The following is a 24,558-nucleotide window of genomic DNA, read 5'->3' on the forward strand; positions in this document are numbered from 1 at the left end:
ACGGAGAGGAGCTATCAGGTGAACGGCGAGAACGCGTGCCCGAATGCCCAGGAGCCTCCTGACATCCCGGAACCTCCGGAACATCCGAAGCCTCCTGCGCTCGGGGCCCTCGTGGTCGACACCAGCCGCGCCGACCGCGTGGGCGAGTTCCGAGGAGTGGCCGGCGCCCGCTGGTCCTTGCGTCCAGTGGGCGGCGGGCGCGAGTGGGAGGCCGAGCCCGGCCACGTACGACCGGCGCTGGTGATGGAGCAGCTGCGGGCCCGTACGGCACGGCTCAACGCGCGTAGTCGGGGTGAGGTGCTGTGAACCTTTCGGCGCGTGTGCGGGTGTGGGTGCGGGTGGGTCTACGTGTGCGAGGCCGGGTGGCGCGGCTGACGCGGGTGCTCATCCGGCGCCGGGCCGAGCGCGAGGCGCCGTTCGCCGAGCTGCAACGGATCGAGTCCGACCCGGCGTACCGGGCGCTGTTCCTCGCTGAGCTGGAGGCGGCGATCGTCGACCGGGAGGCGGAGCGCGAGGTCGTACTGGCGGAGGTTGCTGCGGCGGCGGACCGGCTGCGGAGCCTGCTGAGGCCGGAGCGTGCGGCGTGAGGGACCTGGTCTACGTGGCGGCCGTCACCGCGACGGCCGGCGGGCGGGCGCTGTGGCTCGGCGGGATCGCCGTACCGAACCGCCGCCTCGTACTCCGCTGGCTCCGGCGGCAGGCGCTGCGCCTGGCCGACGGACACGGCCGGGACCTGCCGCCCGCCTCGCCGTGGCTGCGGGCCAGGGACGTCCGGCAGGTCACCTTTCACGGCTCCGACGCTCCGGAAGGATTGCGGGCGTGGGCGGGGGACGAAGGGCGCCAGGGCGAGGCCATATCCGCCTTGGAGCGCGGGCTCCCCGCCCTGCTCACCGTGGCCGACCCCGCAGTGGGGCTGTGCGTCACTCTCGCCGGGTGGGCGGTAGGGTCCGGCGACCCACCGCCCCTGCACCTCAGGGAAGAGAACTGAATCCGTGCTGCAGTGCACCGCCGTAACCGATGTCCCCTACTACGAGGCGCTTCTGGCGCTCACCACCATGGAAGGCGGCCCCGAGTATCCGTCCGAGGTCCTGGAGGAGGACGAATTCCTGCTGTGTGAGCTGGGCGAGCACGACGAGTCGGCCGAGCATGCCGCGTACCTCTGGGCGGCCGACACCGTGGAGGACCAGGACCTGTGGCTGCTGTGGACGGGCAGCGGCGCGCACCGCGTCTACCGGTTCGAGGTCCGGCCGCTGTGTCCCGCGAGGCTGCGGCACCTGGCCACCGGCAAGGTCGACACGTGCGCGTACTTCGACCACCACCCGGGACCGCACTCGTTCTTCGTGACCGATCCGCTGGGTGAAATCGTCAAGATCCGGGAGGAGAGGAAGGGAGGAGGAGGAAGGGATGTCGACGGCGATGTGGACGGGGATGCGAACGGAGACGTGGATGAGCCCTGAGGACGGGCGGCCGGAGGGTTCCGGTCCGGTGAGCCAGTGCACGGCCGTGGCGCTGTTACCGCCTCCGGAGCATGTGGTCCGGTATGCGGTTCCCGGTGAGCCGCCGGAGGCGGGGTACGTCCTGTGTGAACTGGCCGAGCACCACACCGGCGAGCACGCGGCCCTGCTCTGGGACGTCGACGCGACCCGTGAGGGCGTCTGGGTGCGCTGGCACGGCAGCGGCGGCTGCAGTAGTGGCGGCGGCAGTGGCGGCGGCAGTGGTGAGCGGGCCCGGCTGGCGGGTCTGGCCTGGTGCGCGGCGGTCGACGCGCGGAGCGGCGACGCGTGCGGGCTGTTCGCCGGCCACCCGTCGGCGCACGACTTCGACGTGGTGGACCCGACGCTGGTGGAGATGGACGCGCACCTGGACGGCCATCCGGACCCGGCGGACGGGCCGTAGGGGCGCAGGGCCTCTGGCCTTCGGGCTCAGGGCTTCAGCGCCGGGCGACACGAAGGCGGGCGGGCAGGCATCCCCGTATCCGGAAGGGCCGCGTGCTAGGCATAGCGAGCAAGATTTCCTAAATCGGAGGTATGCAACGATGCGCACGACCCTTATCCGCGTCACGACGGCGCTCGGTGCCGCAGCCGCTCTGGCCGTGTTCGGCGCGGGCACGGCCGCCGCCGACGGCCTGGGCAACTCCGGCATCGGGAACTCGGGCGTCGGCAACGCGGGCATCCACAACTGGGGCGTCGGCAACGCGGGGATCGCCAACTGGGGCCTGGGCAACGCGGGTATCGAGAACTCGGGTGCGGGTAACGCGGGCATCCACAACTGGGGCGTCGGCAACGCGGGCATCCACAACGGCGGCCTCGGCAACGCCGGTCTCGGCAACACGGGCCTCGGCAGCCACGGCATCGGCAACACGGGCGTGGGCAGCTCCGGCATCGGCAACTGACGCACGTACTGAGCCAACTGAGCCATTTGGGCCGGCCCGCCTGTTCACTGAGCAGGCGGGCCGGTCTGTTCTCGTTCAGCGGCTGCCGGTGGCGCCCGACAGGACGCGCGATCCGGCGTACTGCGCACTGGAGCCCAACTGCTCTTCGATGCGGATGAGTTGGTTGTACTTGGCGGTGCGGTCGGAGCGGGAGAGCGATCCGGTCTTGATCTGTCCGCAGCCGGTGGCCACGGCCAGGTCGGCGATGGTGGTGTCCTCGGTCTCGCCGGACCGGTGGGACATGACGACGGTGTAGCCGGCGCGGTGGGCGGTGGCGACGGTGGCGAGAGCCTCGGTCAGGGTGCCGATCTGATTGACCTTGACCAGAACGGAGTTGGCGACACCGGAGGCGATGCCGTCGCGCAGGATCGCCTCGTTGGTGCAGAAGACGTCGTCGCCGGTGAGCTGGCAGTGCGCGCCGACGCGGGCGGTGAGGTCGCGCCACCCGGCCAGGTCGTCCTCGGCCATCGGGTCCTCGATGGACACGACGGGGTAGGTGTCGATCAACTTGACCAGGTAGTCGACCTGTTCGGCGGAGGAGCGGCGTACGCCTTCGCCGGTGTAGTCGTACACACCGTCGCGGAAGAACTCGGACGAGGCCGGGTCCATGACGAGGCCGATGTCCGTGCCCGGCCGGTAGCCGGTCCGCTCGACGGCGGCCACCACGAAGTCGAGAGCCTCCTCGGCGGTGCGGAGCGAGGGCGCGAACCCGCCTTCGTCGCCGACACCGGTGGAGTGCCCGGCGGCGATGAGGTCGCGGCGCAGCGTGTGGAAGACCTCGGAGCCCATGCGTACGGCCTTGGCGAAGGTGGCCGCGCCGACCGGAGCGATCATGAACTCCTGGAAGTCCAGCGGATTGTCGGCGTGGGCGCCGCCGTTGACGATGTTCATCATCGGTACGGGCAGCAGGCGGGCGTCGGAGCCGCCGAGGTAGCGGTAGAGCGGCAGCCGGTGGGCCGCTGCCGCGGCCTTCGCGGCGGCCAGCGAGACGCCGAGGACGGCGTTGGCGCCGAGGCGGGACTTGGCCGGGGTGCCGTCGAGAGCGACGAGCGCGGCGTCGAGCCCGGCCTGGTCCTCGGCCTCGCGCCCGATGGCGGTGGCCGCGAGCTCGGTGTTCACGTGGCGTACGGCCTGGTCGACGCCTTTGCCGTGCCAGCGGGCCGGGTCGCCGTCGCGGAGTTCGACGGCCTCGCGGGCGCCGGTGGACGCGCCGGAGGGGACGGCGGCCCGGCCGATGGAGCCGTCGGCCAGTTCGACGTCCACCTCGACGGTGGGGTTGCCGCGGCTGTCGAGGACGGTGCGGCCGGTGACGGAGGCGATGGCGGTCATGGGAGTCCTTCCCGTTGTCACGCGTGTGGCCGGGTTCGGCTGCGGCGACGGTGGCGCGGGACCCGACGCGTAAAACTCTACAGCAAGGCTGTGCAGTAATGCTGTTCAGCTAAGCTGCTCATTTCTACCGGTTGGCTACGCTGCGTTAACATCTGGTATGCCTCATCCGGAATCCGCCGCTGCCGCTGCTGGCTCTGCCGCCGCCGCTGGCTCTGCCGCAGCCTCCGCCGCTGCCGTCGCCGCGGAGCTGCGCACCGCGACGGGAAAGCTCACGCGCCGCGTGAAGCTGGAGGACCAGATGCCGCTCGGCCAGGTGGCCGTCCTCGGCGCGCTGGACCGCAGCGGCGCGATGACGACGAGCGACCTGGCGGCCGACCAGCGGGTCCGCCCGCAGTCGATGGCCCGAGCGGTCGGCCTGCTCATGGACCAGGGCCTGATCACCCGCCGCGCCCACCCGACCGACGGCCGCAAGACCCTCCTCGAACTCTCCACCGCCGGCCAGGCGCTGCTGGAGGAGGAGCGCGGCCGCAGGACGGACTGGCTGGCCCGGGCGATCGAGTCGGAACTGACGGCGGAGGAGCGGGAGTTGCTGTCGCGCGCGATCGGGTTGGTGGAGAGGCTCGCGGCGCATTAGGGCGCGTGCTCGATCTGAACGGCGATCTTCAGGCGGAGATACGGCGAACTGGCCGGTGGCGGCGGTGCGGTCGAACTACGCTGATGGTCCTTGTCTGTCGGAACCTGGATTCAGGGGGAACGCCATGTTGGCCGAGGGGCTCATCGCCGTAGCTGCCGCCGGGGGCGGCGCGATCGTGCAAGCCGCGGGTACGGACGCGTGGAACGGCATCCGTAACGGCATCGCCCGGCTCTTCGGTCGCGGGGAGAGCGCCCGCGAGCAGGTGGAGCTGGAGCGCCTGGACCAGACGCGGGCGGTGCTGGAGGCGGCCGAGGAGGGCGAGGAGGTGCAGCGGGTGCAGATCGCGCAGGTCGCGCGGTGGCAGACCCGCCTGGAGACGCTTCTGGAAGAGCTGCCGGAGGAGGAACAGCGGCTGGTGCTCGCCGAGTTGGAGTCGCTGGTGGCACAGGTGGAGGCTGCTCAGCCTGCCGGGACGGTGCACAACGACTTCAGCCGTGCGACGTTCACGAACAGCCAGGTGCTCGGCAGCGGAACCATGACGGTGACGAACAACTACGACAAGTAGGGCAGTGCTGTGGGGGGCAAGAGCGGCGCCAAGCGCAAGGGCAAGAAGAGCGGGAATCCGCAGAAGCGGGGGCAGGGGCAGGGCCGTCCTGCGGGTGGGGTCCACAATGACTTCCGTGGTGTCGACGTCACGAACAGCCAGCTGGTGGCGAACGGCACCATGGCCGTGAAGACGTACGTACAGCAGTACGCGCCCGTGCCGACGGCGCTGGACGCGTTGCCTCAGCCGCCGGCGGGATTCACCGGCCGTGAGGACGACCTCGCGTACATCCTGGGTGTGCTGGACCCAGACCGTACCGACGGTCCTGCGGTGGCCGTGCTGTCGGGCTGGCCCGGAGTCGGCAAGACCACGCTGGCCTACGCCTCCGGGCACGCCGCGCAGAAGCGGGGCTGGTACACGGGGGTCCTCCTGGTCGACCTGCACGGTTACGACCCCTACCCCGCGCAGGCCGAAGACGCTCTGGAAGCGTTGCTGCGCTCGCTCGGGGTGCGCCCCGAGCACCTTCCGCCGCCCGGGGCGGGGCGGGAGGCGCTGTACCGATCGCAGCTCAACGCCCGGCAGGAGGCGGGGGAGCGGCTGCTGGTGGTCGCGGACAACGCCTCGGCCGTGGCTCAGGTGGAGCCGTTGCTGCCGCCCGGCCACCACGGGATGCTCGTCACGTCCCGGCACCGCCTCCCGGGCCTCGGCCGGATGCGGACGGTCAACAGCCTCCAGCCGGAAGACGCCGTTGCCTTGCTGGAGGCGGCCCTGAAGAACAACGACCCGGATGATGTGCGGGTCGAGCAGGAGCCGGAAGCTGCTGAGCGGGTGGCGTCGGCCTGCGGCTACCTGCCGCTGGCCCTGCAGATCACGGCGGCCCTGCTGGCGCAGGACCCTGGCCAGCCACTGGCCGAACGCGCCGACGCGCTCGGTGACGCGGAAGGCATCTTGGACGGCCTGAACGACGGCGAACGCAGCCTGCGGACGATGTTCGACCAGTCCTTGGAACGCCTCTCCCCGCAGGAGCAGGACCTGTTCCGCCTGCTGTCCCTCAACCCCGGGCCGGACATCGCCACCTCGGCTGCCATGGTCCTGGCCGACCAGCCACAAGCGGTCACGGAACGTCTCCTCGCACGGCTTGCCGTCAGCCACCTCATCGAGCGCACGCCGGCGGCCCGCGGCCGATGGCAGATGCATGACCTCCTACGCGCCTACGCCCATGAGCAAGCGCAGGCCGCCATGAGCCGTGGTCGCGCGCCGCACCGCCGCTACGACCAGGCACGAGCGCGGCTCATCGACTACTACGTGCAGCGCGCGGAGGCAGCCGACACTCACTTTGATCCCCCGGGCAGCCCCCTATCCTCTCGGTTCCAGGACCGGGACCAAGTGCTGGCCTGGTTCGACGCCGAACGTGAAAACCTCATCGCCCTTGCCCACACCAGCCCCCGAACAGGCCTCGATCTGGGCTTCGCACTCGGCTCCTATCTACAGTGGCGGTGGCGTCTCCAGGACTGTCTTGCAGTCCGTGCGCTGGCCCTCAGCGCCTGCCAGATACTCCAGGACGCCGCCAACGAAGCTGCTGCCTGGAGCAACCTTGGCGACGCGCTCCGACAGGTGCGTCGTTTCGACGAGGCTGTCCGTGCCCACCAGACCGCTCTTGACCTCTTCAAGCAGAGCGGCGTCACACATGGTCAGGCCACTGCTTGGAACAATCTCGGGCTCGCGCTGGGGGAGTTGCGTCGTTTCGACGAGGCTGTCCGTGCCCACCAGACCGCTCTTGACCTCTTCAAGCAGAGCGGCGACACGCATGGTCAGGCCACTGCTTGGAACAATCTCGGGCTCAGGCTGGGGGAGTTGCGTCGTTTCGACGAGACTGTCCGTGCCCACCAGACCGCTCTTGACCTTCACCAGTCGACCGGCGACACGCATGGTCAGGCCACTGCTTGGAACAACCTCGGTACCGCGTATCGCGGCACGGGCCGCCTTGACGAGGCCATCGCAGCTGGCCGGCGGGCTGTCGAGCTCCTGTCCACGGCTCAGCACTGGTTCCTCACCGGTCAGGCATGGGGTGAGGTGGCCGAGACATTGAGCGCCGCAGGCGCACCTCCGTCACAGGTGCGGGAAGCGTGGGAACAATCCGCCGTCGCCTACGCCAAGGTGGACGCGGATGAGGAAGCCGCTGCTTCGCGAACTCGCGCAGAGACCGCAGAGGCCCCGGAGGAGCAGCTCTCGGCCGGGCCCCACCCGCCTTCCGAATACGTGTCGCTCCCGGAGAAGGGATGACCGTCCACCGCCTTTCGTACGGACGGGGCAGGACGGGGACACGATGAAGGCAGTAGTGCCGCCTCCCGATCCGGCGGACCAGGCGTTCAGGACGTGGCTCCGTACCTTGGCCGCGAGTCTCGATACCGACCCGGAGGACGCCCTCGCCTCCCCGGACGCCCTCGCGTTCCTCTGGTCGGCTTTCGTGGAGAACGGTGCGATGCCGCCCTCGTACTTCGCCCCTCTCCTCGGCGGACACCGCCTGGCACATGCCCAACAGGCCGTCACCGCGATGCTCACGCAGGTTCACACAGAGACCGGGCGACGGCTCGACGTGCCTGTACGGCAAACGCCGCCCACCGAGCGCGAGCCGGAAGGCACCGTCCACGTCGGGCCGGAACCTGTCCAGGGCATCGGCCCGGCCGGCATCCATGCCGAAGCGGCCGAGGGCTTCCAGTGCCTTCTCGCGGACCGCCACCGCCTCATCTGGCCGCTCTGCCCCGACCACCACATCGGCCTGCACGCCACCCGCACCGCGTCGGGCGCCGTCTGGACGTGCTCGGCGGGTGACCACACCGTACGGCCCGTCGTCCAGGCCGGACCGCCTACGGCTGGTGGCGCGCCAACGGCTGGCCCGGGCCGGAGCGGTTCGGGCTGACCGTTGCTCCTGACGGCACGCATCTGCCGTGGCTGGACACCCCGGACCGACCGGTGCCTGTACCGGACTGACCGCCCTCGTATGGAGTTGCCGACCCGGCCGTGGACACGTTCAGCGCGGCGCGGGCGCCGAACCCCTCCTCGTACGCGCCGACGTCCCGTTCCAGTCCAGGCACAGGACCGTGGCGTCGTCCTTGGGCGGGCGGCCGCCGTAGGCGTCGGCGACCGCGGTGATCACTGTGCGGACGACCTCACGCGGGTGCTCCGCGGCGGTCTGCGCCAGGAGTCCGGGCAGGTCGACCGTCTCCGCCTCGCGCTCCTGCACCCCGTCGGTGAACAGCAGGATGCGGTCGCCGGGGCGCAGGTCGAGGTCCTGCACCCGGTAGGCACCCTGCGGAGGGAAGCCGAACGGCATGTCGACCCGCAGCGCGATCTCCACGACCTGGCCGTCGCGCATCCGGAGCGGTCCGGGATGGCCGGCGTTGACGAGCTGGGCGCGGCTCCCGTCCAGGGCGATGCGGAGCAGCTGGCCGGTGGCGAAGGTGTTGTTCCCGTGGTCGAGGAGGGCCTGGTGCATCTGGCGGGCCTGTTCGGCCAGATCGGCTCCGGCACGGCGGGCGCCGCGTGAGGCGTTCACGGCGAGCGTGGCGATGAGCGAGGCGTTGACGTCGTGGCCCATGGCGTCGGTGACGGACAGGTGCAGGGCGCTGTTGTCGAGGCTGTAGTCGTAGGTGTCCCCGGCGATGTCGGAGGCCGGGACCAGCGCTCCGGCGAGAGCGAATTCGGCCGCGTCGCAGGAAGGGGCGGAGGGCAGGAGCTGGCGCTGGATCTCCGCCGCCAGGCTGACCTGCGTGGTGCGGTTGCCCCAGTGGTAGAGGTCGGTGAAGCGGCGGTCGGTGACGATGATGTACGCCAGCGCGTGCGCGGCCTCCTCGACCTGGGCCAGTACGTCGTCGGTGACGGTGTCGAGGAACAGCTCCAGCACGCCGATGGCGTCGCCGCGGTTGGTCACCGGCGCGAGGACGCGCTGGCCCTGCCCGTCCTGCTCCTCCCGCACCGGCTTCTGGGACCGCAGCACCTTCTCGTAGATGCCGCTGCCCGCCAGCGGAACCCGCTCGGTCCGGTTCTCCTGGGAGGCGTCAGCCATGTCGCTGACCCGCAGCAGGCGGTTGCCGACCACGTCCACGAAGAGGAACGACACGTACCGCGCACCGAACCGGGTGCGCAGGTCGCGCGCCACGACATCGACCGAATTCACCGGTGCGGCATCCCGTGCGGCCGCCAGCACCGAGGCCAGTTCCATCCCGTCTCTCGCCACCACAGCCTCCTCAGGTAGGACGTGCTTATGCCCTCCCTGCCCCGGTTCAGTACCGCTGGGTACGCAGGCGAGTTCGCCGGACGGCTCGTACACGTGGGGGCGCGCACCCGACCGACCGTGCACTCCTTCTGAGGAATCGTTCCTCCGGGCGGGTGAGCTTGCGGTCTCCGCCCGCCGTGTCGGCTGCCCCTCCCGCGCGGAGGCGCTTTCAGTGGGGGACAGGAATCAGTGTGATCAACTGCAAATGCCATCAGATACGCACTATCCGGTCCATTCCGGTGCGGGGTGGTCCGGGACGGCCCCGGAGGTATCAGCCATGTCCCACGTCGGCGTCCCGCGCGGGACGGTACGAAAGCGCCGCTCGCTCGCGCTCCTCACGGTGGGGGTGCTCACGATCCCCGTGCTGGCGGGGTGCAGCTCCGACACCGAGGACACCTCCCGGGGGGTCCCGCAGGACATCGCGCCCGCCGCCCGCGACCGGGTCGCCGACGGATCCACGGTGAACTGGGCCGTCGACGCGATGCCCACCACCCTCAACGCCTTCCAGGCGGACGCCGACAGCGCCACCACCAAGATCACCGGGGCCCTGCTGCCCACGCTCTTCGCGATGGACGCGGCCGGGCAGCCCAAGCTCAACCCGGACTACCTGGAGTCCGCCAAGATCATCGAGCGCGAGCCGAAGCAGGTCGTCCTCTACAAGCTCAACCAGCAGGCGGTCTGGAGCGACGGCCGCGAGATCGGCGCCCCCGACTTCGTCGCCCAGTGGCGGGCGCTCAGCGGCAAGGACTCGGCCTTCTGGACGGCCCGCAACGCCGGCTACGAGCGGATCGAGAAGATCGAGCGCGGCGCCGACGACCTCCAGGTCCGGGTCACGTTCGCAAAGCCGTACGCGGACTGGCGCTCGCTCTTCTCGCCGCTCTACCCGAAGGAGATCACCGGCTCGCCGGACACCTTCAACGACGGCGCGCGCACCGCGCTGAAGAACACCGCGGGCCCCTTCCAGCTCAAGAGCGTGAGCAAGGCCAAGGGCACCGTCACCCTCGTCCGCAGCCCCCGCTGGTGGGGCGAGAAGGCCAAGCTGGACAGCATCGTCTTCCGGGCCGTCGCCCCCAAGGACCGCACCAAGGCCCTCGCCGACGGCACCGTGCACATCACCGACATCGACGCCACCACCGCCGACCGCATCGCCCTCGCCCTCCGCGACGGCAGCAACGGCCAGCCGCTCACCCACGGCCCCGGCGCCGACCTCACTCCCGCCGCCGCCCTGCGCTCCTGGGCCCTGGCCCACGGCTCCGACGAGGAGCAGGCCGAGATCGCGCAGGTGGCCCGCGAGAAGACCCGCAAGGCCGTCGCCGCGTACGGGGCGGAGCAGAAGGCCCTGCGCGGCTATGCCGTACGCAAGTCCCTGGAGCCCGCCTACACCCAGCTCGCGCTGAACGGCGAGTCCGGCCCGCTCGCGGACGACCGGGTCCGCCGGGCGGTGGCCCGCGCGCTGGACCGGCAGGAGATCGCCGAGACCGTACTGAAGCCGCTCGGGCTCCCGGCGAAGCCGCTCGGCAGCCACCTGGCCCTGGCCGGACAGCCCGGCTACAAGGACGGCAGCGGGGCGCTCGGCGACCAGAACACCAAGGAGGCCCAGGCGCTGCTGGCCGACGCGGGCTGGACGCAGGGCGGTGCGGCGGAGAAGCCGAAGGACACCAAGGCGGGCAGCGAGGCGGAGAAGAAGGACAGCAAGGAGGAGGAGAAGGACAGCAAGGACAGCAAGGAAGGTTCGGAGAAGACCGAGGCGGACGAGGAGAAGGCCGAGAAGACCGACAAGACCGAGGAGAAGGCGGAGGAGAAGGCCGGCGAGACGGACGACCGGGCCGCCACCGGCTCCGACGACAGCGCCGCCTCCCGCGCCGAAGGCCTCTACATCGTCGGCCAGGACGACAAGCCGGGCGCAGGACCCGTCCAGGGCCCGGACGCCTCCAGCGCCACCCACATCCTGGCTCCCTCCCAGGCCGCCGCCGCCCAGAGCCTCGCCCTGCTCCGCCAGGCGCGCGCCCTGAGCGAGGACAGCCCCGCCGTCGAAGCCGCCGAAGCCGCCGACGCAGGCAAGGCCGCCGACGCCGGCAAGGCGACCGACACCGCCAAGGCCGCCGACACCGCCGCCAAGGCCAACGCCCAGGACAAGCAGCCCGGCGGAGCCGCCGGCGCGTACGCCCCCATGGGTACCGCCGCACCCGCACCCGCTTCGGTGCAGGGGCCGCTCGGCAAGGACGGCAAGACGCTGACCCTGCGCTTCGTGCTCCCCTCCGGACCCGGCTCGCAGTCGCTGCGCGGGGTGGGCGAGAGGATCGCGGCGATGCTGGAGAAGATCGGCATCGGTACGGAGATCACCAAGGTCCCCGACGAGAGCTACTTCAAGGACCACATCGCCTCCGGCGACTACGACCTGGCGCTCTACTCCTGGCCCGCCACGGCCTACCCGGCCACCGACGGACGCCCGATCTACGCCAAGCCGGAGCCGGCCACCGACGGTTCGCTCCTCGTCGAGCAGAACTACACCCGGGTCGGCACCGACCACATCGACCAGCTCTTCGACCAGGCGGTCGCCGAGCTCGACGAGAAGGCCTCACGGGAACTGATGAAGCAGGCGGACGCCCGGATCTGGGCGGCCGCCGGATCGATTCCGCTCTACCAGCGCCCGCAGCTCGTCGCCGTGGACAAGAAACTCGCGAACGTCGGTGCCTTCGGTTTCGCGGCCCCCCGTTACCAGGACATCGGGTTCACCGACCGGCAAGCGGCAGGTTCCCCCGCAGACCGCAAGAAGTAGCAGGTCACCGGAGCTACCGGCAGGTCACCGGAAGAACCGGCAGGTCAGCGGAGAAAATAGCAGGTCAACGGTTTGCACAAGCTCAGATGCTGCTCAAAACCCTTGCCCGTCGGCGACCCCGGCGGGCAAGGTGGTATCCGCCCTGACCCGGGCCGTTTCGACCTCCTCACACCCTCCCGGCACCTCCCCCCACGCGGCTCCTCCTCAGCCGCCGCCGCTCCTTGACATGAGCTGAATATCGGCTGAATCACACGGGAAGACCGCCTTCGCGGATCGGCCCGGGAAGCCCGGCACGCGCAGGGCCCGTACCATGGGACGAGCCGTGGCGTGCCGCCCGGCGGGCGTACGAGGACTCGAAGACCGACTGAGACGCCTGATCCCACGATCCGAGAGAAGCTCAAGCCACCCATGCCCACGCGCCACGACATCCGTAACGTAGCCATCGTCGCCCACGTCGACCACGGCAAGACCACGCTGGTCGACGCCATGCTCAAGCAGGCCGGCTCCTTCGCCGCGCACGCTGCCGAGTCGCTCGACGACCGCATGATGGACTCGAACGACCTGGAGCGTGAGAAGGGCATCACGATCCTCGCCAAGAACACGGCGGTGAAGTACCACCCCAAGGACGGCGGGGACCCGATCACGATCAACATCATCGACACCCCCGGCCACGCCGACTTCGGCGGCGAGGTCGAGCGCGGTCTGTCGATGGTGGACGCGGTCGTGCTGCTCGTCGACGCCTCCGAGGGCCCGCTGCCCCAGACCCGCTTCGTGCTGCGCAAGGCGCTGGCCGCGAAGATGCCGGTCATCCTCTGCATCAACAAGACGGACCGTCCCGACTCCCGGATCGCCGAGGTCGTCGACGAGACGTACGACCTGTTCCTGGACCTGGACGCGGACGAGGACCAGATCGAGTTCCCGATCGTCTACGCCTGCGCCCGTGACGGCGTCGCCTCGCTGACCAAGCCCGAGGACGGCACCGTCCCGCAGGACAGCGAGAACCTGGAGCCGTTCTTCTCCACGATCCTCAGCCACGTCCCGGCCCCGGAGTTCGACGAGGCCGCGCCGCTCCAGGCCCACGTCACCAACCTGGACGCCGACAACTTCCTCGGCCGTATCGCGCTCTGCCGCGTCGAGCAGGGCGAGCTGCGCAAGGGCCAGACCGTCACCTGGATCAAGCGTGACGGCACCATGTCCAACGTCCGCATCACCGAGCTGATGATGACCGAGGCGCTCACCCGCAAGCCGGCCGAGGTGGCGGGCCCCGGTGACATCTGCGCCATCGCCGGTATCCCGGACATCATGATCGGCGAGACCCTGGCCGACCCCGAGAACCCGATCGCGCTGCCGCTGATCACGGTCGACGAGCCGGCCATCTCGATGACCATCGGCACCAACACCTCGCCGCTCGTCGGCAAGGGCGGCAAGGGCCACAAGGTCACCGCCCGCCAGGTGAAGGACCGCCTGGACCGCGAGCTGATCGGTAACGTCTCGCTCCGCGTCCTGGACACCGAGCGCCCCGACGCCTGGGAGGTCCAGGGCCGTGGTGAGCTCGCGCTCGCCATCCTGGTCGAGCAGATGCGCCGCGAGGGCTTCGAGCTGACCGTCGGCAAGCCCGAGGTCGTCACCAAGCAGATCGACGGCAAGGTCCACGAGCCGATCGAGCGCATGACGATCGACTCGCCCGAGGAGCACCTCGGCGCCATCACCCAGCTCATGGCGACCCGCAAGGGCCGCATGGAGACCATGACGAACCACGGCTCCGGCTGGGTCCGCATGGAGTGGATCGTCCCGTCCCGCGGCCTCATCGGCTTCCGTACGGAGTTCCTGACGCAGACCCGCGGTACGGGCATCGCGCACTCCATCTTCGAGGGCCACGAGCCGTGGTTCGGCGAGCTGCGCACCCGTCACAACGGCTCGCTGGTGGCGGACCGTTCGGGTTCGGTGACGCCGTTCGCGATGGTCAACCTCCAGGAGCGCGGTGTCATCTTCACCGAGGCCGGCACCGAGGTGTACGAGGGCATGATCATCGGCGAGAACTCCCGCGCCGACGACATGGACGTGAACATCACCAAGGAGAAGAAGCTCACCAACATGCGTGCGGCCTCCGCGGACACCACGGAGAACGTGGTCCCGGCCCGCAAGCTCTCCCTGGAGCAGTCCCTGGAGTTCTGCCGCGAGGACGAGTGCATCGAGGTGACCCCGGAGACCGTGCGGATCCGCAAGGTCGTCCTGGACGCCAAGGAGCGCGGCCGCACCGCCTCCCGCGCCAAGCGCTGACGTAACCCGGCACAAGCGGGCACGTAACCCCGTAGCCGGGCGCTGAGACGGTTCTCGGCGCCCGGCGGTACGGGACGAGGTACGGCGAGATCGGTCCGGCCTTCCACGACCTGTGGAGGCCGGACCTTTCGCTTGTCCCGTATGCCTGCCCGTACGCCGACCCGTACGCCGACCCGTGTGCCGGCCTTCCCGTTTCCCACGGCCGTAACCGGAACGCGCAGCCGGCAACATCCTGATGGAGCGTCATGCTCCTTGTCCGACCGGGTCGGCAATACGCCTGTCAGGGCCCCGGTTCCGGTGGGAGAATGCGGTTCGGGACGGGTCGGTACGCAATCCATTTTCCTGATGCATGTGTCCGGTTATCGGGCGTCGCCCTCCGGAAGTTGCGTTAACAGTCCGTTTCGCGGGCGTCTGTCTAGGATCACTTTGTCCGGATTTCGGTCATCCAGGGGCCGGTGATGTTGTCAAACCGAGACCCTTTAAGTGTGGTTTACGGCCCGGTCGTACTCAATAGTTGGCTCCATTGAGCTCGGGTCAATGGGTCACGCGCTGTGGGGAGCGCCGACTCACGAGCACACTTCAGGGTCACTGTTCATCGCCGTCAGGGGTGTCGGCGACGTTCCAGTGCCCCTCTTGCAGTGATCAAAAGTGGACTCTTGAGGAGGAGAACCCATGCGTGGTTCCAAGATGGTCGGGTGCGCGATAGTCGTCGCCCTGGCCGCGACCGCCTGTGGCGGCGGCGGTAGCGACGAGGGCGACAAGGGCTCGTCCGGCGGCGGGTTCAGCATGAACATCGCCGAGCCCAAGCGACTCATCCCGCAGTCGGTCACCGAGTCCGGTGGCTCGCAGGTCCTGTCGGGCCTGTTCACCCCGCTCGTCGACTTCGACTCGAAGAACGAGCCGGTGCTGGCCGCCGCGGAGTCCATCGAGAGCCCGGACAACAAGGTCTGGACGATCAAGATCAAGGACGCCACCTGGCACGACGGCAAGCCCGTCACCGCCAAGGACTACGTCGCCGCCTGGAACTGGGGCGCCTACGGCCCGAACACGGCCGACGGCAACTACTTCTTCAGCACCATCCAGGGCTACGACGAGATGAACCCCGTCGACCCGGACGGCGAGGAAGGCCCGAAGAAGGCCGCCGCCCCGAAGGCCAAGCTGCTCACCGGCCTCAAGGCCGTGGACGACAAGACCATCCAGGTCACCCTCAAGGCCCCGTTCGCCGGCTACAAGTCGGTCCTCGGCTACACGGTGTTCTACCCCGTGCCCGAGGCCGCCCTCGCCGATGTCAAGGCGTACGAGGAAGCCCCGATCGGCCAGGGTCCGTTCCAGATGGACGGCAAGTGGAACCACGACAAGTTCGTGAAGGTCAAGGCCTACCCGGACTACAAGCTCGGTGAGAAGCCGAAGGTCGACTCGGTCGAGTTCCGGATCTTCCAGGACCAGAACACCGCGTACAACGACCTGCTCGCCAACAACCTCGACATCGTGGACCAGATCCCGACCGAGGTCATGGGCACCGCCCCGAGCGAGCTCGGTGACCGCTTCAAGACGTCGCCGGCCTCCACCTTCCAGTTCGTCGCCTTCCCGACGTACGACAAGAAGTACAGCGACCCGCGCGTGCGCAAGGCCATCTCGATGGCCATCGACCGCGACGAGATCATCAAGGTGGTCTTCCAGGGTTCGCAGTCCTCCGCGCGTTCCTTCGTCTCCCCGGTCGTGGGCGGCTACCGCGAGGACACCTGTGGCGAGGCCTGCAAGTTCGACCCCGCCGCCGCCAAGAAGCTGCTCGCCGAGGCCGGTGGCATCGCCGGTAACAAGATCAACATCGGTCACAACGCCGATGGCGGTCACGAGCAGTGGATCAACGCCACGTGTGACCAGCTCAAGAAGAACCTGGGTCTGGAGTGCGTGAGCCAGGCCGTGCCGAAGTTCGCCGAGCTGCTGACGCAGGTCGAGAACAAGAAGTTCTCCGGCATGTTCCGCATGGGCTGGATCATGGACTACCCGTCCATGGAGAACTACCTGGGCCCGCTGTACACCTCCAACGGTTCCTCGAACTACTACGGGTACAGCAACAAGAACTTCGACCGCCTCGTCGACGAGGGCCGTCAGGCCAAGACCGAGGAAGAGGCCATCGTCAAGTGGCAGGCCGCTGAGGACATCCTCGCCAAGGACATGCCGGTGATCCCGCTGCGCTTCGGCAAGAACGTCTTCGGTCACTCGACCAACGTCAAGAACGTTGAGCTGAACGTGTTCAACCAGGTTGAGCTCACCAAGGTCGAGAAGTCCTGACCTGCGTCCTCGCATGACGCAGTAGGCAAAAATTAGGGCCTGACGACGGGGGGCGGACCCAATCCGCCCCCCGTCGTTCCCACGAGGAGGAACCATGGGCCGCTACGTCGCAAGACGGCTGCTCCAGATGCTCCCGGTCATCATCGGGACCACCTTTCTGGTCTTCGCTCTCGTCACCGCCATGGGCGGTGATCCGGTACAGAACCTGTACGGAGAGCGACCTGTCCCGGAGGCGACCAGAGCCGCGCTGACCGCGCAGTACCACCTGGACGACCCCCTGCCGATCCGCTACGGCTACTACCTCGCGGGTCTGGTCCAGGGTGATTTCGGGACGAGCCTCAGCGGCTCCCGTCCCATCAGCGAAATGATCGCCGACGCGTGGCCGGAGACCCTCCGCATCGCCGGCATCGCCTTCGTCTTCGAAATGATCATCGGTGTCGCCGCCGGTGTGATGGCGGGCATGCGGCGCGGAAAGTTCCTGGACAATCTCGTCCTGCTCTCCACGCTCACCGTCATCGCTGTCCCGATCTTCGTCCTCGGGCAGGTCAGCCAGATCTTCCTGGGCGTCAAGGCCGGCATCTTCCCCGTCTCGGGGACCAACGAAGGTTTCGTCAGCTACCTTCTGCCCGGCCTCGTGCTCGGTTCCGTCTCGCTCGCCTACATCGCCCGCCTCGCCAGAGCCTCCGTCGCGGAGAACCTGCGGATGGACTACGTGCGTACGGCCAAGGCGAAGGGGCTCTCCCCGTCCCGCATCACCGGCATCCACGTGCTGAGGAACTCGCTGATCCCCGTGGTCACCTACCTCGGCGCGGACCTCGGAACGCTCATGGGCGGGGCCATCGTCACCGAACGGATCTTCAACATCCCCGGTGTCGGCTACAACCTCTTCAAGGCGATCCAGATCGAGGACGGACCGGCGCTCGTCGGCTTCGTGACCCTCCTCGTCATCGTCTACGTGGTGATGGCGCTCGTCGTGGACCTGCTCTATGCCGTGCTTGACCCGAGGATTCGCTATGCCTGACGCAACCAAGACCTCCGCAGCCCCGGAGTCCGCCGAGGAGGCCAAGGCCGCATCGGCGAAGGGCACCAAGGCCCCCGTGAAGGAGCTGGCCAAGCCGCGCAGCCTCCTCCAGGACGCGGTCCGCGACCTCGTGCGCCGACCGCTCTTCCTGATCCCCTCCGGCATCATCCTGGTGCTGGTCGCCATGGCCGCGTTCCCGTCGCTGTTCGCCAGCGCCGACCCGCAACTGTGCGAGCTGAGCCGCTCGTTGCAGAAGCCCAGCGCCGACGCCTGGTTCGGCTACGACGCCCGTGGCTGCGACGTCTACGCCCGTACGATCTACGGCACCCGCACCTCGATCACCGTCGGCGTCCTCGCCACCCTGGGCTCCGCTCTCATCGCCCTGATCTTCGGCCTCGTCGCCGGGTTCTACGGCAAGTGGGTCGACGCGATCATCTCGCGCGGCATCGACATCGTGATGGGTATCCCGTTCCTCGTCGGCGCCATCGTCATCCTCAACAGCTTCCGTGACGACGACGGTTTCCGTATCGGCGGCATCTGGGGCGTGCTCACCGCGCTCACCGTGCTCGGCTGGATGAGCATGGCCCGCATCATGCGGTCCACCGCCATGCAGACCAAGCAGTCCGACTACGTCACCGCCGCCCGCTCGCTCGGTGCCTCCACCGGCCGGCTGATGTTCCGGCACGTGCTGCCGAACGCGCTGACCCCGCTGATCGTGCTGGCGACCATCTCGCTCGGCGTGATCATCTCGGCCGAGGCGACGCTCAGCTTCCTCGGTGTCGGTATTCAGGAGCCGACCATCTCCTGGGGCGTCATGATCAACCAGTCGCTGGGGCGGATCCGCGAGTCGCTGCACCCGCTGCTCTTCCCGGCCGGCTTCGTCAGCATCACCGTGCTGGCGTTCATCATGCTCGGCGACGCGGTGCGCGACGCCCTCGACCCCAAGCTGCGCTGAGGGAGGCGTACGTGACTACGATCGAAAAAACCGCGAACGTCCCCGCTCCCCGCAGCGACGACGACCACCAGGGCCCGCTGCTCGAAGTGCGTGACCTGCACGTCGAGTTCCACACCCGCGAAGGTGTCGCCAAGGCGGTCAACGGTGTCAACTACACCGTCGACGCCGGCGAGACGCTGGCCGTGCTCGGTGAGTCCGGCTCCGGCAAGTCCGTGACCGCGCAGGCGATCATGGGCATCCTGGACATGCCTCCGGGCCGCATCCCGCAGGGAGAGATCCTCTTCCGCGGCCAGGACATGCTGACCATGTCCGAGGAGGAGCGCCGCAAGATCCGGGGCCGCCGGGTCGCGATGATCTTCCAGGACGCGCTATCCTCGCTCAACCCGGTCCTCACCGTCGGCTACCAGCTCGGCGAGATGTTCCGCGCGCACCTCGGCATGTCCAAGAAGGACGCCAAGCTCAAGGCCATCGAGCTGATGGACCGGGTGCGCATCCCGGCGGCGAAGGAGCGGGTCAACGACTACCCGCACCAGTTCTCCGGCGGTATGCGCCAGCGCATCATGATCGCCATGGCGCTGGCCCTGGAGCCCGACCTGATCATCGCGGACGAGCCCACGACCGCTCTGGACGTCACCGTCCAGGCCCAGGTCATGGACCTGCTCGCGGAGCTCCAGCGCGAGTACAACATGGGGCTCATCCTGATCACCCACGACCTCGGCGTGGTCGCCGACGTCGCGGACAAGATCGCGGTGATGTACGCGGGCCGGATCGTCGAGACCGCTCCGGTGCACGAGCTCTACAGCCGCCCGTCGCACCCCTACACGCGCGGTCTGCTCGACTCGATCCCGCGGCTGGACCAGAAGGGCCAGGAGCTCTACGCGATCAAGGGCCTGCCGCCCAACCTGACGCGCATCCCGGCGGGTTGCGCGTTCAACCCCCGCTGCCCCAAGGCCGAGGACATCTGCCGTACGGACGTCCCGCCGCTGCACCCGGTCACCGAGCGCGACGGCACCGACCTGCCGGGCCGCGGCAGCGCGTGCCACTTCTGGAAGGAGACGATCCATGGCTGAGCTCGACAAGGAGTCCGTGGACGCCACCCCCAACGTCACCGAGGTGGGGACGGTCGACGCCGCCACCGAAGCGGAGGCCGTAGCCGCTCTCGAGGCGCCGGTCGAGCGGGGCGAGCCGATCCTCCAGGTGCGCAACCTGGTCAAGCACTTCCCGCTGACCCAGGGCATCCTCTTCAAGAAGCAGATCGGCGCGGTCAAGGCCGTGGACGGGATCTCCTTCGATCTCTTCCAGGGCGAGACGCTCGGCATCGTGGGCGAGTCCGGCTGTGGCAAGTCCACCGTCGCCAAGCTGCTCATGATGCTGGAGAAGGCGACCGCCGGCGAGGTCTTCTACAAGGGCCAGGACATCACCAAGCTGTCCGGGCGCGCGCTGAAGGCCGTACGACGCAACATCCAGATGGTGTTCCAGGACCCGTACACCTCGCTGAACCCGCGCATGACGGTCGGCGACATCATCGGGGAGCCGTTCGAGATCCACCCCGAGGTGGCTCCGAAGGGCGACCGGCGGCGCAAGGTCCAGGAGCTCCTGGACGTCGTCGGCCTCAACCCGGAGTACATCAACCGGTACCCGCACCAGTTCTCCGGCGGCCAGCGCCAGCGCATCGGCATCGCCCGCGGCCTCGCGCTCAACCCGGAGATCATCATCTGCGACGAGCCGGTCTCCGCGCTCGACGTGTCGGTGCAGGCGCAGGTCATCAACCTGATGGAGAAGCTCCAGGACGAGTTCAACCTCTCCTACCTCTTCATCGCGCACGACCTCTCCATCGTCCGGCACATCTCGGACCGGGTCGGCGTCATGTACCTCGGCAAGATGGCCGAGATCGGTACGGACACGCAGATCTACGACCACCCGACGCACCCGTACACCCAGGCGCTGCTCTCCGCGGTGCCGGTGCCGGACCCCTCCGCGCGTGAGGGCCGCGAGCGGATCATCCTCACCGGTGACGTCCCGTCGCCGGCGAACCCGCCGTCGGGCTGCCGCTTCCGCACCCGGTGCTGGAAGGCCGAGGAGCGCTGCGCCACGGAGGTGCCGCTGCTGGCGATCCCCGAGCGCTTCGTCACCTCGGGCGGACCGGCCGCGCACGAGTCGGCGTGCCACTTCGCCGAGGAGAGGGATGTCGTTCACGCGGCGTAACTTCCTGGCGTAGCTGTACGTCGGATGCCCGGCCCCTTCGACAGGGGTCGGGCATCCGTGCGTCCGGGTGCGCCCGTGCCCGTACGGGGTAAGCCCGCATGCGATGCGTGGCGGTATGGGGTGATATGAGGCATTGAGCTACTCGATGACTCTAGGAGGCACTTCATGCGCGGAGCCACACGGACCCGGTGGGCCGCATGTGCGGTGGCCGTCGCCCTGGCAGCGACGGCCTGCGGCGGCGGAGGCGACGACAGCGGCGGCAGCGGCGCCGACGGGATCGTCAGCTCCTCCTGGGGCGACCCGCAGAACCCGCTGGAGCCCGCCAACACCAACGAGGTGCAGGGCGGCAAGGTCCTCGACATGGTCTTCCGGGGGCTCATCCGGTACGACCCCAAGACCGGCGAGGCGCAGAACATGCTCGCCGAGTCCATCGACTCCGACGACGCCCAGAACTTCACGATCAAGCTCAAGGAAGGCTGGACCTTCTCCAACGGCGAGAAGATCACCGCCAAGTCCTTCGTGGACGCCTGGAACTACGGCGCGGCGCTGAAGAACAACCAGAAGAACGCCTACTTCTTCCAGTACATCGAGGGCTACGACCAGGTCCACCCCGAGTCCGGCTCCGCCTCCGCCGAGACCCTCTCCGGCCTCAAGGTCGTCGACGACCTGACCTTCACCGCCAAGCTCAGCCAGAAGTTCTCCCTCTGGCCCGACACCCTCGGCTACGCGGCCTTCGCGCCGCTGCCCAAGGCGTTCTACACCGACCACGACGCCTGGCTCTCCAAGCCCGTCGGCAACGGCCCGTACACCGTCGAGTCGTACGCCAAGGGTTCCGCGATGAGCCTGCGGAAGTGGGACGACTACCCGGGCGACGACAAGGCGAAGAACGGCGGCGTCGACCTCAAGGTCTTCACCGACAACAACACCGCCTACACCTCGCTGACCTCCGGCAACCTCGACCTGGTCGACGACGTGCCCGCCTCCCAGCTCCGTAACGTCGAACAGGACCTCGGCGACCGGTACATCAACACCCCCGCCGGCATCATCCAGACCATCTCCTTCCCGTTCTACGACAAGGAATGGGACACGGACAACGCCCGGAAGGTGCGCCAGGGGCTCTCCATGGCGATCAACCGGAAGCAGATCACCGACCAGATCTTCCAGAAGACCCGCACGCCCGCGACCGACTGGACCTCTCCGGTCCTCGGCGAGGACGGCGGCTTCAAGGAAGGGCTCTGCGGCAAGGAGTGCACGTACAACAAGGCCGAGGCGAAGAAGCTGATCGACGAGGGCGGCGGCATCCCGGGCGGCCAGCTGAAGATCTCGTACAACGCGGACACCGGCTCCCACAAGGAGTGGGTCGACGCCGTCTGCAACAGCATCAACAACGTCATGGGCAACAACCAGGCCTGCGTCGGCGGCGCGGTCGGCACCTTCGCCGACTTCCGCAACCAGGTCTCCACGCAGAAGATGACGGGCCCCTGGCGCGCCGGCTGGCAGATGGACTACCCGCTCATCCAGAACTTCCTGCAGCCGCTCTACTACACCAACGCCCCGTCCAACGACGGCAAGTGGACCAACAAGGACTTCGACGACCTGGTCGACCAGGCCAACGCCGAGACCGACAAGGCGAAGGCCATCACCACCTTCCAGGACGCGGAGAAGGTGCTGGTCGAGCAGATGCCGTCCATCCCGCTCTGGTACCAGAACGGCAGCGCGGGCTACTCGGAGCGCGTCAGCAACGTGGAGCTGAACCCGTTCAGCGTGCCGGTCTACACGGAGATCACGGTCAACTGACCCGCGGGACCGGGGGCCGGGGCGCCTGACGCGCCCCGGCCCCCAGCCCATCCGCCACTCCGCCTGTCCGGCCTGACCGACAAGGCACCCCCCGACCCCCGGAGCCCCTCATGGGACGTTATGTGATCCGGCGGCTGCTGCAGATGATCCCCGTCTTCTTCGGCACCACGCTGCTGATCTTCCTCATGGTGAACGTGATGGGCGACCCCATCGCGGGCCTCTGCGGCGACCGCCAGTGCGATCCGGCCACCGCCGCCCAGCTGCGCTCCGAGTTCGGCCTCGACAAGCCGGTGTGGCAGCAATACCTGACGTACATGGGGAACCTCTTCACCGGAGACTTCGGCACCGCGTTCAACGGGCAGAAGGTCACCGAGCTGATGGCCACCGCCTTCCCCATCACCATCCGGCTCACCATCGTCGCGATCGTCTTCGAGATCGTCATCGGCATCAGCCTCGGCGTCGTCACCGGCCTGCGGCGCGGCCGGCCCGTCGACACCACGGTCCTCATCCTCACCCTGGTCGTCATCGCCATCCCGACCTTCGTCACCGGCCTGCTGCTCCAGCTCCTCCTCGGCGTCAAGTGGGGCATCATCAAGCCCTCGGTCTCCTCGGACCCCACCTTCGACGAACTCCTCGTCCCCGGCCTCGTCCTCGCCTCGGTCTCGCTCGCCTACGTCACCCGGCTCACCCGGACCTCGATCGCCGAGAACGCCCGCGCCGACTACGTACGCACCGCCGTCGCCAAGGGCTTGCCCCGGCGCCGGGTCGTCGTGCGGCATCTGCTGCGCAACTCCCTGATCCCCGTCGTCACCTTCATCGGCACCGACGTCGGCGCGCTGATGGGCGGAGCCATCGTCACCGAGCGGATCTTCAACATCCACGGGGTCGGCTACCAGCTCTACCAGGGCATCCTGCGCCAGAACTCCCAGACCGTCGTCGGGTTCGTCACCATCCTGGTCCTCGTCTTCCTGGCCGCCAACCTGATCGTCGACCTCCTGTACGCCGTACTCGACCCGAGGATCCGCTATGCCTGAGCCGCAGACCCCGGACGAAGCGATCTCCCAGGCGGGCGCCGGCGGCGCGACGGACCTCGCCATGGAGGAGGGCACCAGCCTGGAGAAGACCCCGGGCGGGCCCGACGGCACCGGACCGGCCGGAAAGCCGCGCAGCCTCTGGTCGGACGCCTGGCGCGACCTGCGGCGCAACCCGGTCTTCATCATCTCCTCGCTGGTCATCCTCTTCCTGGTGATCATCTCGATCTGGCCCTCGCTGATCGCGAGCGGCGACCCGCTCCAGGCCAACCTGGACGACGCGCAGAAGGGCTCCGAGCCCGGCCACCCCTTCGGCTTCGACCCGCAGGGCCGCGACGTCTACACCCGGGTCGTGTACGGCACCCGCACCTCGGTCACGGTCGGCGTCTGCGCCACCCTCGGCGTCGCCCTCCTCGGCAGCGTCCTCGGCGGGCTCGCGGGGTTCTTCGGCGGCTGGTGGGACTCGATCCTCTCCCGCCTCACCGACGTCTTCTTCGGCATCCCCGTCATCCTCGGCGGCCTGGTCTTCCTCTCCGTCGTCACCAGCTCCACCGTCTGGCCCGTCGTCGGCTTCATCATCCTGCTCGGCTGGCCGCAGATCGCCCGTATCGCCCGCGGCTCGGTGATCACCGCCAAACAGAACGACTACGTCCAGGCGGCCCGCGCGCTCGGCGCCTCCAACTCCCGGATGCTGCTGCGCCACATCACCCCGAACGCCATCGCGCCCGTCATCGTCGTGGCGACCATCGCGCTCGGTACGTACATCTCGCTGGAGGCGACCCTGTCCTTCCTCGGGGTCGGCCTGAAGGACCCGGCCGTCTCCTGGGGCATCGACATCTCCGCCGCCGCCAACTACATCCGCAACGCCCCGCACATGCTGCTCTGGCCCGCCGGGGCGCTGGCGATCACCGTGCTCGCCTTCATCATGCTCGGCGACGCGGTGCGCGACGCCCTCGACCCCAAGCTGCGCTGAGGAGCCGG

General features: G+C 68.9%; 22 protein-coding genes. 20 read left to right on the forward strand and 2 right to left on the reverse strand.

The genetic code is table 11. The annotated features are described in order from the left end of the window. The first annotated feature begins 18 nt into the window (after positions 1-18). From ACQP09_RS23765 to ACQP09_RS23790, 6 genes are all read left to right on the forward strand, one after another. Positions 19-306 (forward strand): hypothetical protein, encoded by a 288-nt coding sequence (locus ACQP09_RS23765; RefSeq protein WP_433402810.1) that lies wholly within the window; start codon positions 19-21, stop codon positions 304-306. 44 nt (positions 307-350) lie between these two features. Further along, on the forward strand, positions 351-587 hold the full coding sequence (locus ACQP09_RS23770; RefSeq protein WP_433402813.1) for a hypothetical protein: 237 nt from the start codon (positions 351-353) through the stop codon (positions 585-587). Further along, positions 584-988: a hypothetical protein gene (locus ACQP09_RS23775; protein WP_433402815.1), complete on the forward strand. Its 405-nt coding sequence runs from the start codon at positions 584-586 to the stop codon at positions 986-988. The genes ACQP09_RS23770 and ACQP09_RS23775 overlap by 4 nt, the downstream gene beginning before the upstream one ends. A 4-nt stretch (positions 989-992) precedes the next feature. After that, entirely contained in the window at positions 993-1,457 is a 465-nt protein-coding gene (locus ACQP09_RS23780; protein WP_432148841.1) for a hypothetical protein, read from the forward strand. Between the two features lie 28 nt (positions 1,458-1,485). Further along, the gene (locus ACQP09_RS23785; RefSeq protein ID WP_433406743.1) at positions 1,486-1,896 is read left to right on the forward strand and encodes a hypothetical protein; all 411 of its coding nucleotides are present in this window, start codon (positions 1,486-1,488) and stop codon (positions 1,894-1,896) included. Positions 1,897-2,035: 139 nt separating this feature from the next. Beyond that, a complete protein-coding gene (locus ACQP09_RS23790) occupies positions 2,036-2,392 on the forward strand; it encodes a hypothetical protein (RefSeq protein ID WP_433402817.1) in 357 nt (118 codons plus the stop codon). A 75-nt stretch (positions 2,393-2,467) separates the two neighbouring features. Here the strand turns inward: ACQP09_RS23790 and eno are convergent, their stop codons facing one another. Next, positions 2,468-3,760, reverse strand: coding sequence for a phosphopyruvate hydratase (eno, locus tag ACQP09_RS23795; RefSeq protein ID WP_433402820.1), 1,293 nt, complete (start codon positions 3,758-3,760; stop codon positions 2,468-2,470). A 157-nt stretch (positions 3,761-3,917) separates the two neighbouring features. Here eno and ACQP09_RS23800 point away from each other — a divergent pair, with 157 nt between their 5' ends. The 4 genes from ACQP09_RS23800 to ACQP09_RS23815 all read left to right on the forward strand — a co-directional run bounded on the left by ACQP09_RS23800 (position 3,918) and on the right by ACQP09_RS23815 (position 7,858). Continuing rightward, positions 3,918-4,394: a MarR family winged helix-turn-helix transcriptional regulator gene (locus ACQP09_RS23800; RefSeq protein WP_433402823.1), complete on the forward strand. Its 477-nt coding sequence runs from the start codon at positions 3,918-3,920 to the stop codon at positions 4,392-4,394. 124 nt (positions 4,395-4,518) lie between these two features. Continuing rightward, positions 4,519-4,959, forward strand: coding sequence for a hypothetical protein (locus tag ACQP09_RS23805; RefSeq protein WP_433402825.1), 441 nt, complete (start codon positions 4,519-4,521; stop codon positions 4,957-4,959). Positions 4,960-4,968: 9 nt separating this feature from the next. Further along, on the forward strand, positions 4,969-7,221 hold the full coding sequence (locus ACQP09_RS23810) for an ATP-binding protein (protein WP_433402828.1): 2,253 nt from the start codon (positions 4,969-4,971) through the stop codon (positions 7,219-7,221). Positions 7,222-7,264: 43 nt separating this feature from the next. Continuing rightward, a complete protein-coding gene (locus ACQP09_RS23815) occupies positions 7,265-7,858 on the forward strand; it encodes a hypothetical protein (protein ID WP_433402831.1) in 594 nt (197 codons plus the stop codon). 111 nt (positions 7,859-7,969) lie between these two features. On the opposite strand, the gene ACQP09_RS23820 is transcribed toward ACQP09_RS23815, so the two are convergent. Next, a complete protein-coding gene (locus ACQP09_RS23820) occupies positions 7,970-9,160 on the reverse strand; it encodes a PP2C family protein-serine/threonine phosphatase (RefSeq protein WP_433406744.1) in 1,191 nt (396 codons plus the stop codon). A gap of 331 nt (positions 9,161-9,491) precedes the next feature. Here ACQP09_RS23820 and ACQP09_RS23825 point away from each other — a divergent pair, with 331 nt between their 5' ends. From ACQP09_RS23825 to ACQP09_RS23870, 10 genes are all read left to right on the forward strand, one after another. Next, positions 9,492-11,993: an ABC transporter family substrate-binding protein gene (locus ACQP09_RS23825; RefSeq protein ID WP_433402834.1), complete on the forward strand. Its 2,502-nt coding sequence runs from the start codon at positions 9,492-9,494 to the stop codon at positions 11,991-11,993. Positions 11,994-12,401: 408 nt separating this feature from the next. Further along, positions 12,402-14,273, forward strand: a complete 1,872-nt coding sequence (gene typA, locus ACQP09_RS23830) for a translational GTPase TypA (protein WP_433402837.1) — start codon at positions 12,402-12,404, stop codon at positions 14,271-14,273. Positions 14,274-14,945: 672 nt separating this feature from the next. Continuing rightward, positions 14,946-16,568 (forward strand): peptide ABC transporter substrate-binding protein, encoded by a 1,623-nt coding sequence (locus ACQP09_RS23835; RefSeq protein WP_433402840.1) that lies wholly within the window; start codon positions 14,946-14,948, stop codon positions 16,566-16,568. A 94-nt stretch (positions 16,569-16,662) separates the two neighbouring features. Continuing rightward, positions 16,663-17,589 carry an ABC transporter permease gene (locus ACQP09_RS23840; protein WP_433402843.1) on the forward strand — a complete coding sequence of 309 codons (927 nt, stop codon included), beginning with the start codon at positions 16,663-16,665 and terminating at the stop codon, positions 17,587-17,589. Continuing rightward, a complete protein-coding gene (locus ACQP09_RS23845; protein WP_433402845.1) occupies positions 17,582-18,544 on the forward strand; it encodes an ABC transporter permease in 963 nt (320 codons plus the stop codon). Before ACQP09_RS23840 ends, ACQP09_RS23845 begins: the two co-directional genes overlap by 8 nt. Before the next feature lie 11 nt (positions 18,545-18,555). Continuing rightward, positions 18,556-19,614 carry an ABC transporter ATP-binding protein gene (locus ACQP09_RS23850; protein WP_433402849.1) on the forward strand — a complete coding sequence of 353 codons (1,059 nt, stop codon included), beginning with the start codon at positions 18,556-18,558 and terminating at the stop codon, positions 19,612-19,614. Then, the gene (locus ACQP09_RS23855) at positions 19,607-20,749 is read left to right on the forward strand and encodes an ABC transporter ATP-binding protein (RefSeq protein WP_433402852.1); all 1,143 of its coding nucleotides are present in this window, start codon (positions 19,607-19,609) and stop codon (positions 20,747-20,749) included. The genes ACQP09_RS23850 and ACQP09_RS23855 overlap by 8 nt, the downstream gene beginning before the upstream one ends. Positions 20,750-20,914: 165 nt before the next feature. Then, entirely contained in the window at positions 20,915-22,546 is a 1,632-nt protein-coding gene (locus ACQP09_RS23860) for a peptide ABC transporter substrate-binding protein (protein WP_433402853.1), read from the forward strand. 110 nt (positions 22,547-22,656) lie between these two features. Further along, positions 22,657-23,580 carry an ABC transporter permease gene (locus ACQP09_RS23865; RefSeq protein WP_151509842.1) on the forward strand — a complete coding sequence of 308 codons (924 nt, stop codon included), beginning with the start codon at positions 22,657-22,659 and terminating at the stop codon, positions 23,578-23,580. Further along, on the forward strand, positions 23,573-24,550 hold the full coding sequence (locus ACQP09_RS23870) for an ABC transporter permease (RefSeq protein ID WP_433402857.1): 978 nt from the start codon (positions 23,573-23,575) through the stop codon (positions 24,548-24,550). The genes ACQP09_RS23865 and ACQP09_RS23870 overlap by 8 nt, the downstream gene beginning before the upstream one ends. Positions 24,551-24,558 lie beyond the last annotated feature (8 nt).

The sequence above is a fragment of the Streptomyces sp. CA-146814 genome (assembly GCF_050942385.1).
In the GTDB taxonomy this organism is placed as follows: domain Bacteria; phylum Actinomycetota; class Actinomycetes; order Streptomycetales; family Streptomycetaceae; genus Streptomyces.

What these genes read in the sequence shown, in the direction of transcription:
- ACQP09_RS23790 (WP_433402817.1), top strand. Translation starts at nt 2,036, where the DNA reads ATGCGCACGACCCTTATCCGCGTCACGACGGCGCTCGGTGCCGCAGCC.
- eno (WP_433402820.1), bottom strand. Translation starts at nt 3,760, where the DNA reads ATGACCGCCATCGCCTCCGTCACCGGCCGCACCGTCCTCGACAGCCGC.
- ACQP09_RS23800 (WP_433402823.1), top strand. Translation starts at nt 3,918, where the DNA reads ATGCCTCATCCGGAATCCGCCGCTGCCGCTGCTGGCTCTGCCGCCGCC.
- ACQP09_RS23805 (WP_433402825.1), top strand. Translation starts at nt 4,519, where the DNA reads ATGTTGGCCGAGGGGCTCATCGCCGTAGCTGCCGCCGGGGGCGGCGCG.
- ACQP09_RS23815 (WP_433402831.1), top strand. Translation starts at nt 7,265, where the DNA reads ATGAAGGCAGTAGTGCCGCCTCCCGATCCGGCGGACCAGGCGTTCAGG.
- ACQP09_RS23820 (WP_433406744.1), bottom strand. Translation starts at nt 9,160, where the DNA reads ATGGAACTGGCCTCGGTGCTGGCGGCCGCACGGGATGCCGCACCGGTG.
- ACQP09_RS23825 (WP_433402834.1), top strand. Translation starts at nt 9,492, where the DNA reads ATGTCCCACGTCGGCGTCCCGCGCGGGACGGTACGAAAGCGCCGCTCG.
- typA (WP_433402837.1), top strand. Translation starts at nt 12,402, where the DNA reads ATGCCCACGCGCCACGACATCCGTAACGTAGCCATCGTCGCCCACGTC.
- ACQP09_RS23835 (WP_433402840.1), top strand. Translation starts at nt 14,946, where the DNA reads ATGCGTGGTTCCAAGATGGTCGGGTGCGCGATAGTCGTCGCCCTGGCC.
- ACQP09_RS23840 (WP_433402843.1), top strand. Translation starts at nt 16,663, where the DNA reads ATGGGCCGCTACGTCGCAAGACGGCTGCTCCAGATGCTCCCGGTCATC.
- ACQP09_RS23845 (WP_433402845.1), top strand. Translation starts at nt 17,582, where the DNA reads ATGCCTGACGCAACCAAGACCTCCGCAGCCCCGGAGTCCGCCGAGGAG.
- ACQP09_RS23855 (WP_433402852.1), top strand. Translation starts at nt 19,607, where the DNA reads ATGGCTGAGCTCGACAAGGAGTCCGTGGACGCCACCCCCAACGTCACC.
- ACQP09_RS23860 (WP_433402853.1), top strand. Translation starts at nt 20,915, where the DNA reads ATGCGCGGAGCCACACGGACCCGGTGGGCCGCATGTGCGGTGGCCGTC.
- ACQP09_RS23865 (WP_151509842.1), top strand. Translation starts at nt 22,657, where the DNA reads ATGGGACGTTATGTGATCCGGCGGCTGCTGCAGATGATCCCCGTCTTC.
- ACQP09_RS23870 (WP_433402857.1), top strand. Translation starts at nt 23,573, where the DNA reads ATGCCTGAGCCGCAGACCCCGGACGAAGCGATCTCCCAGGCGGGCGCC.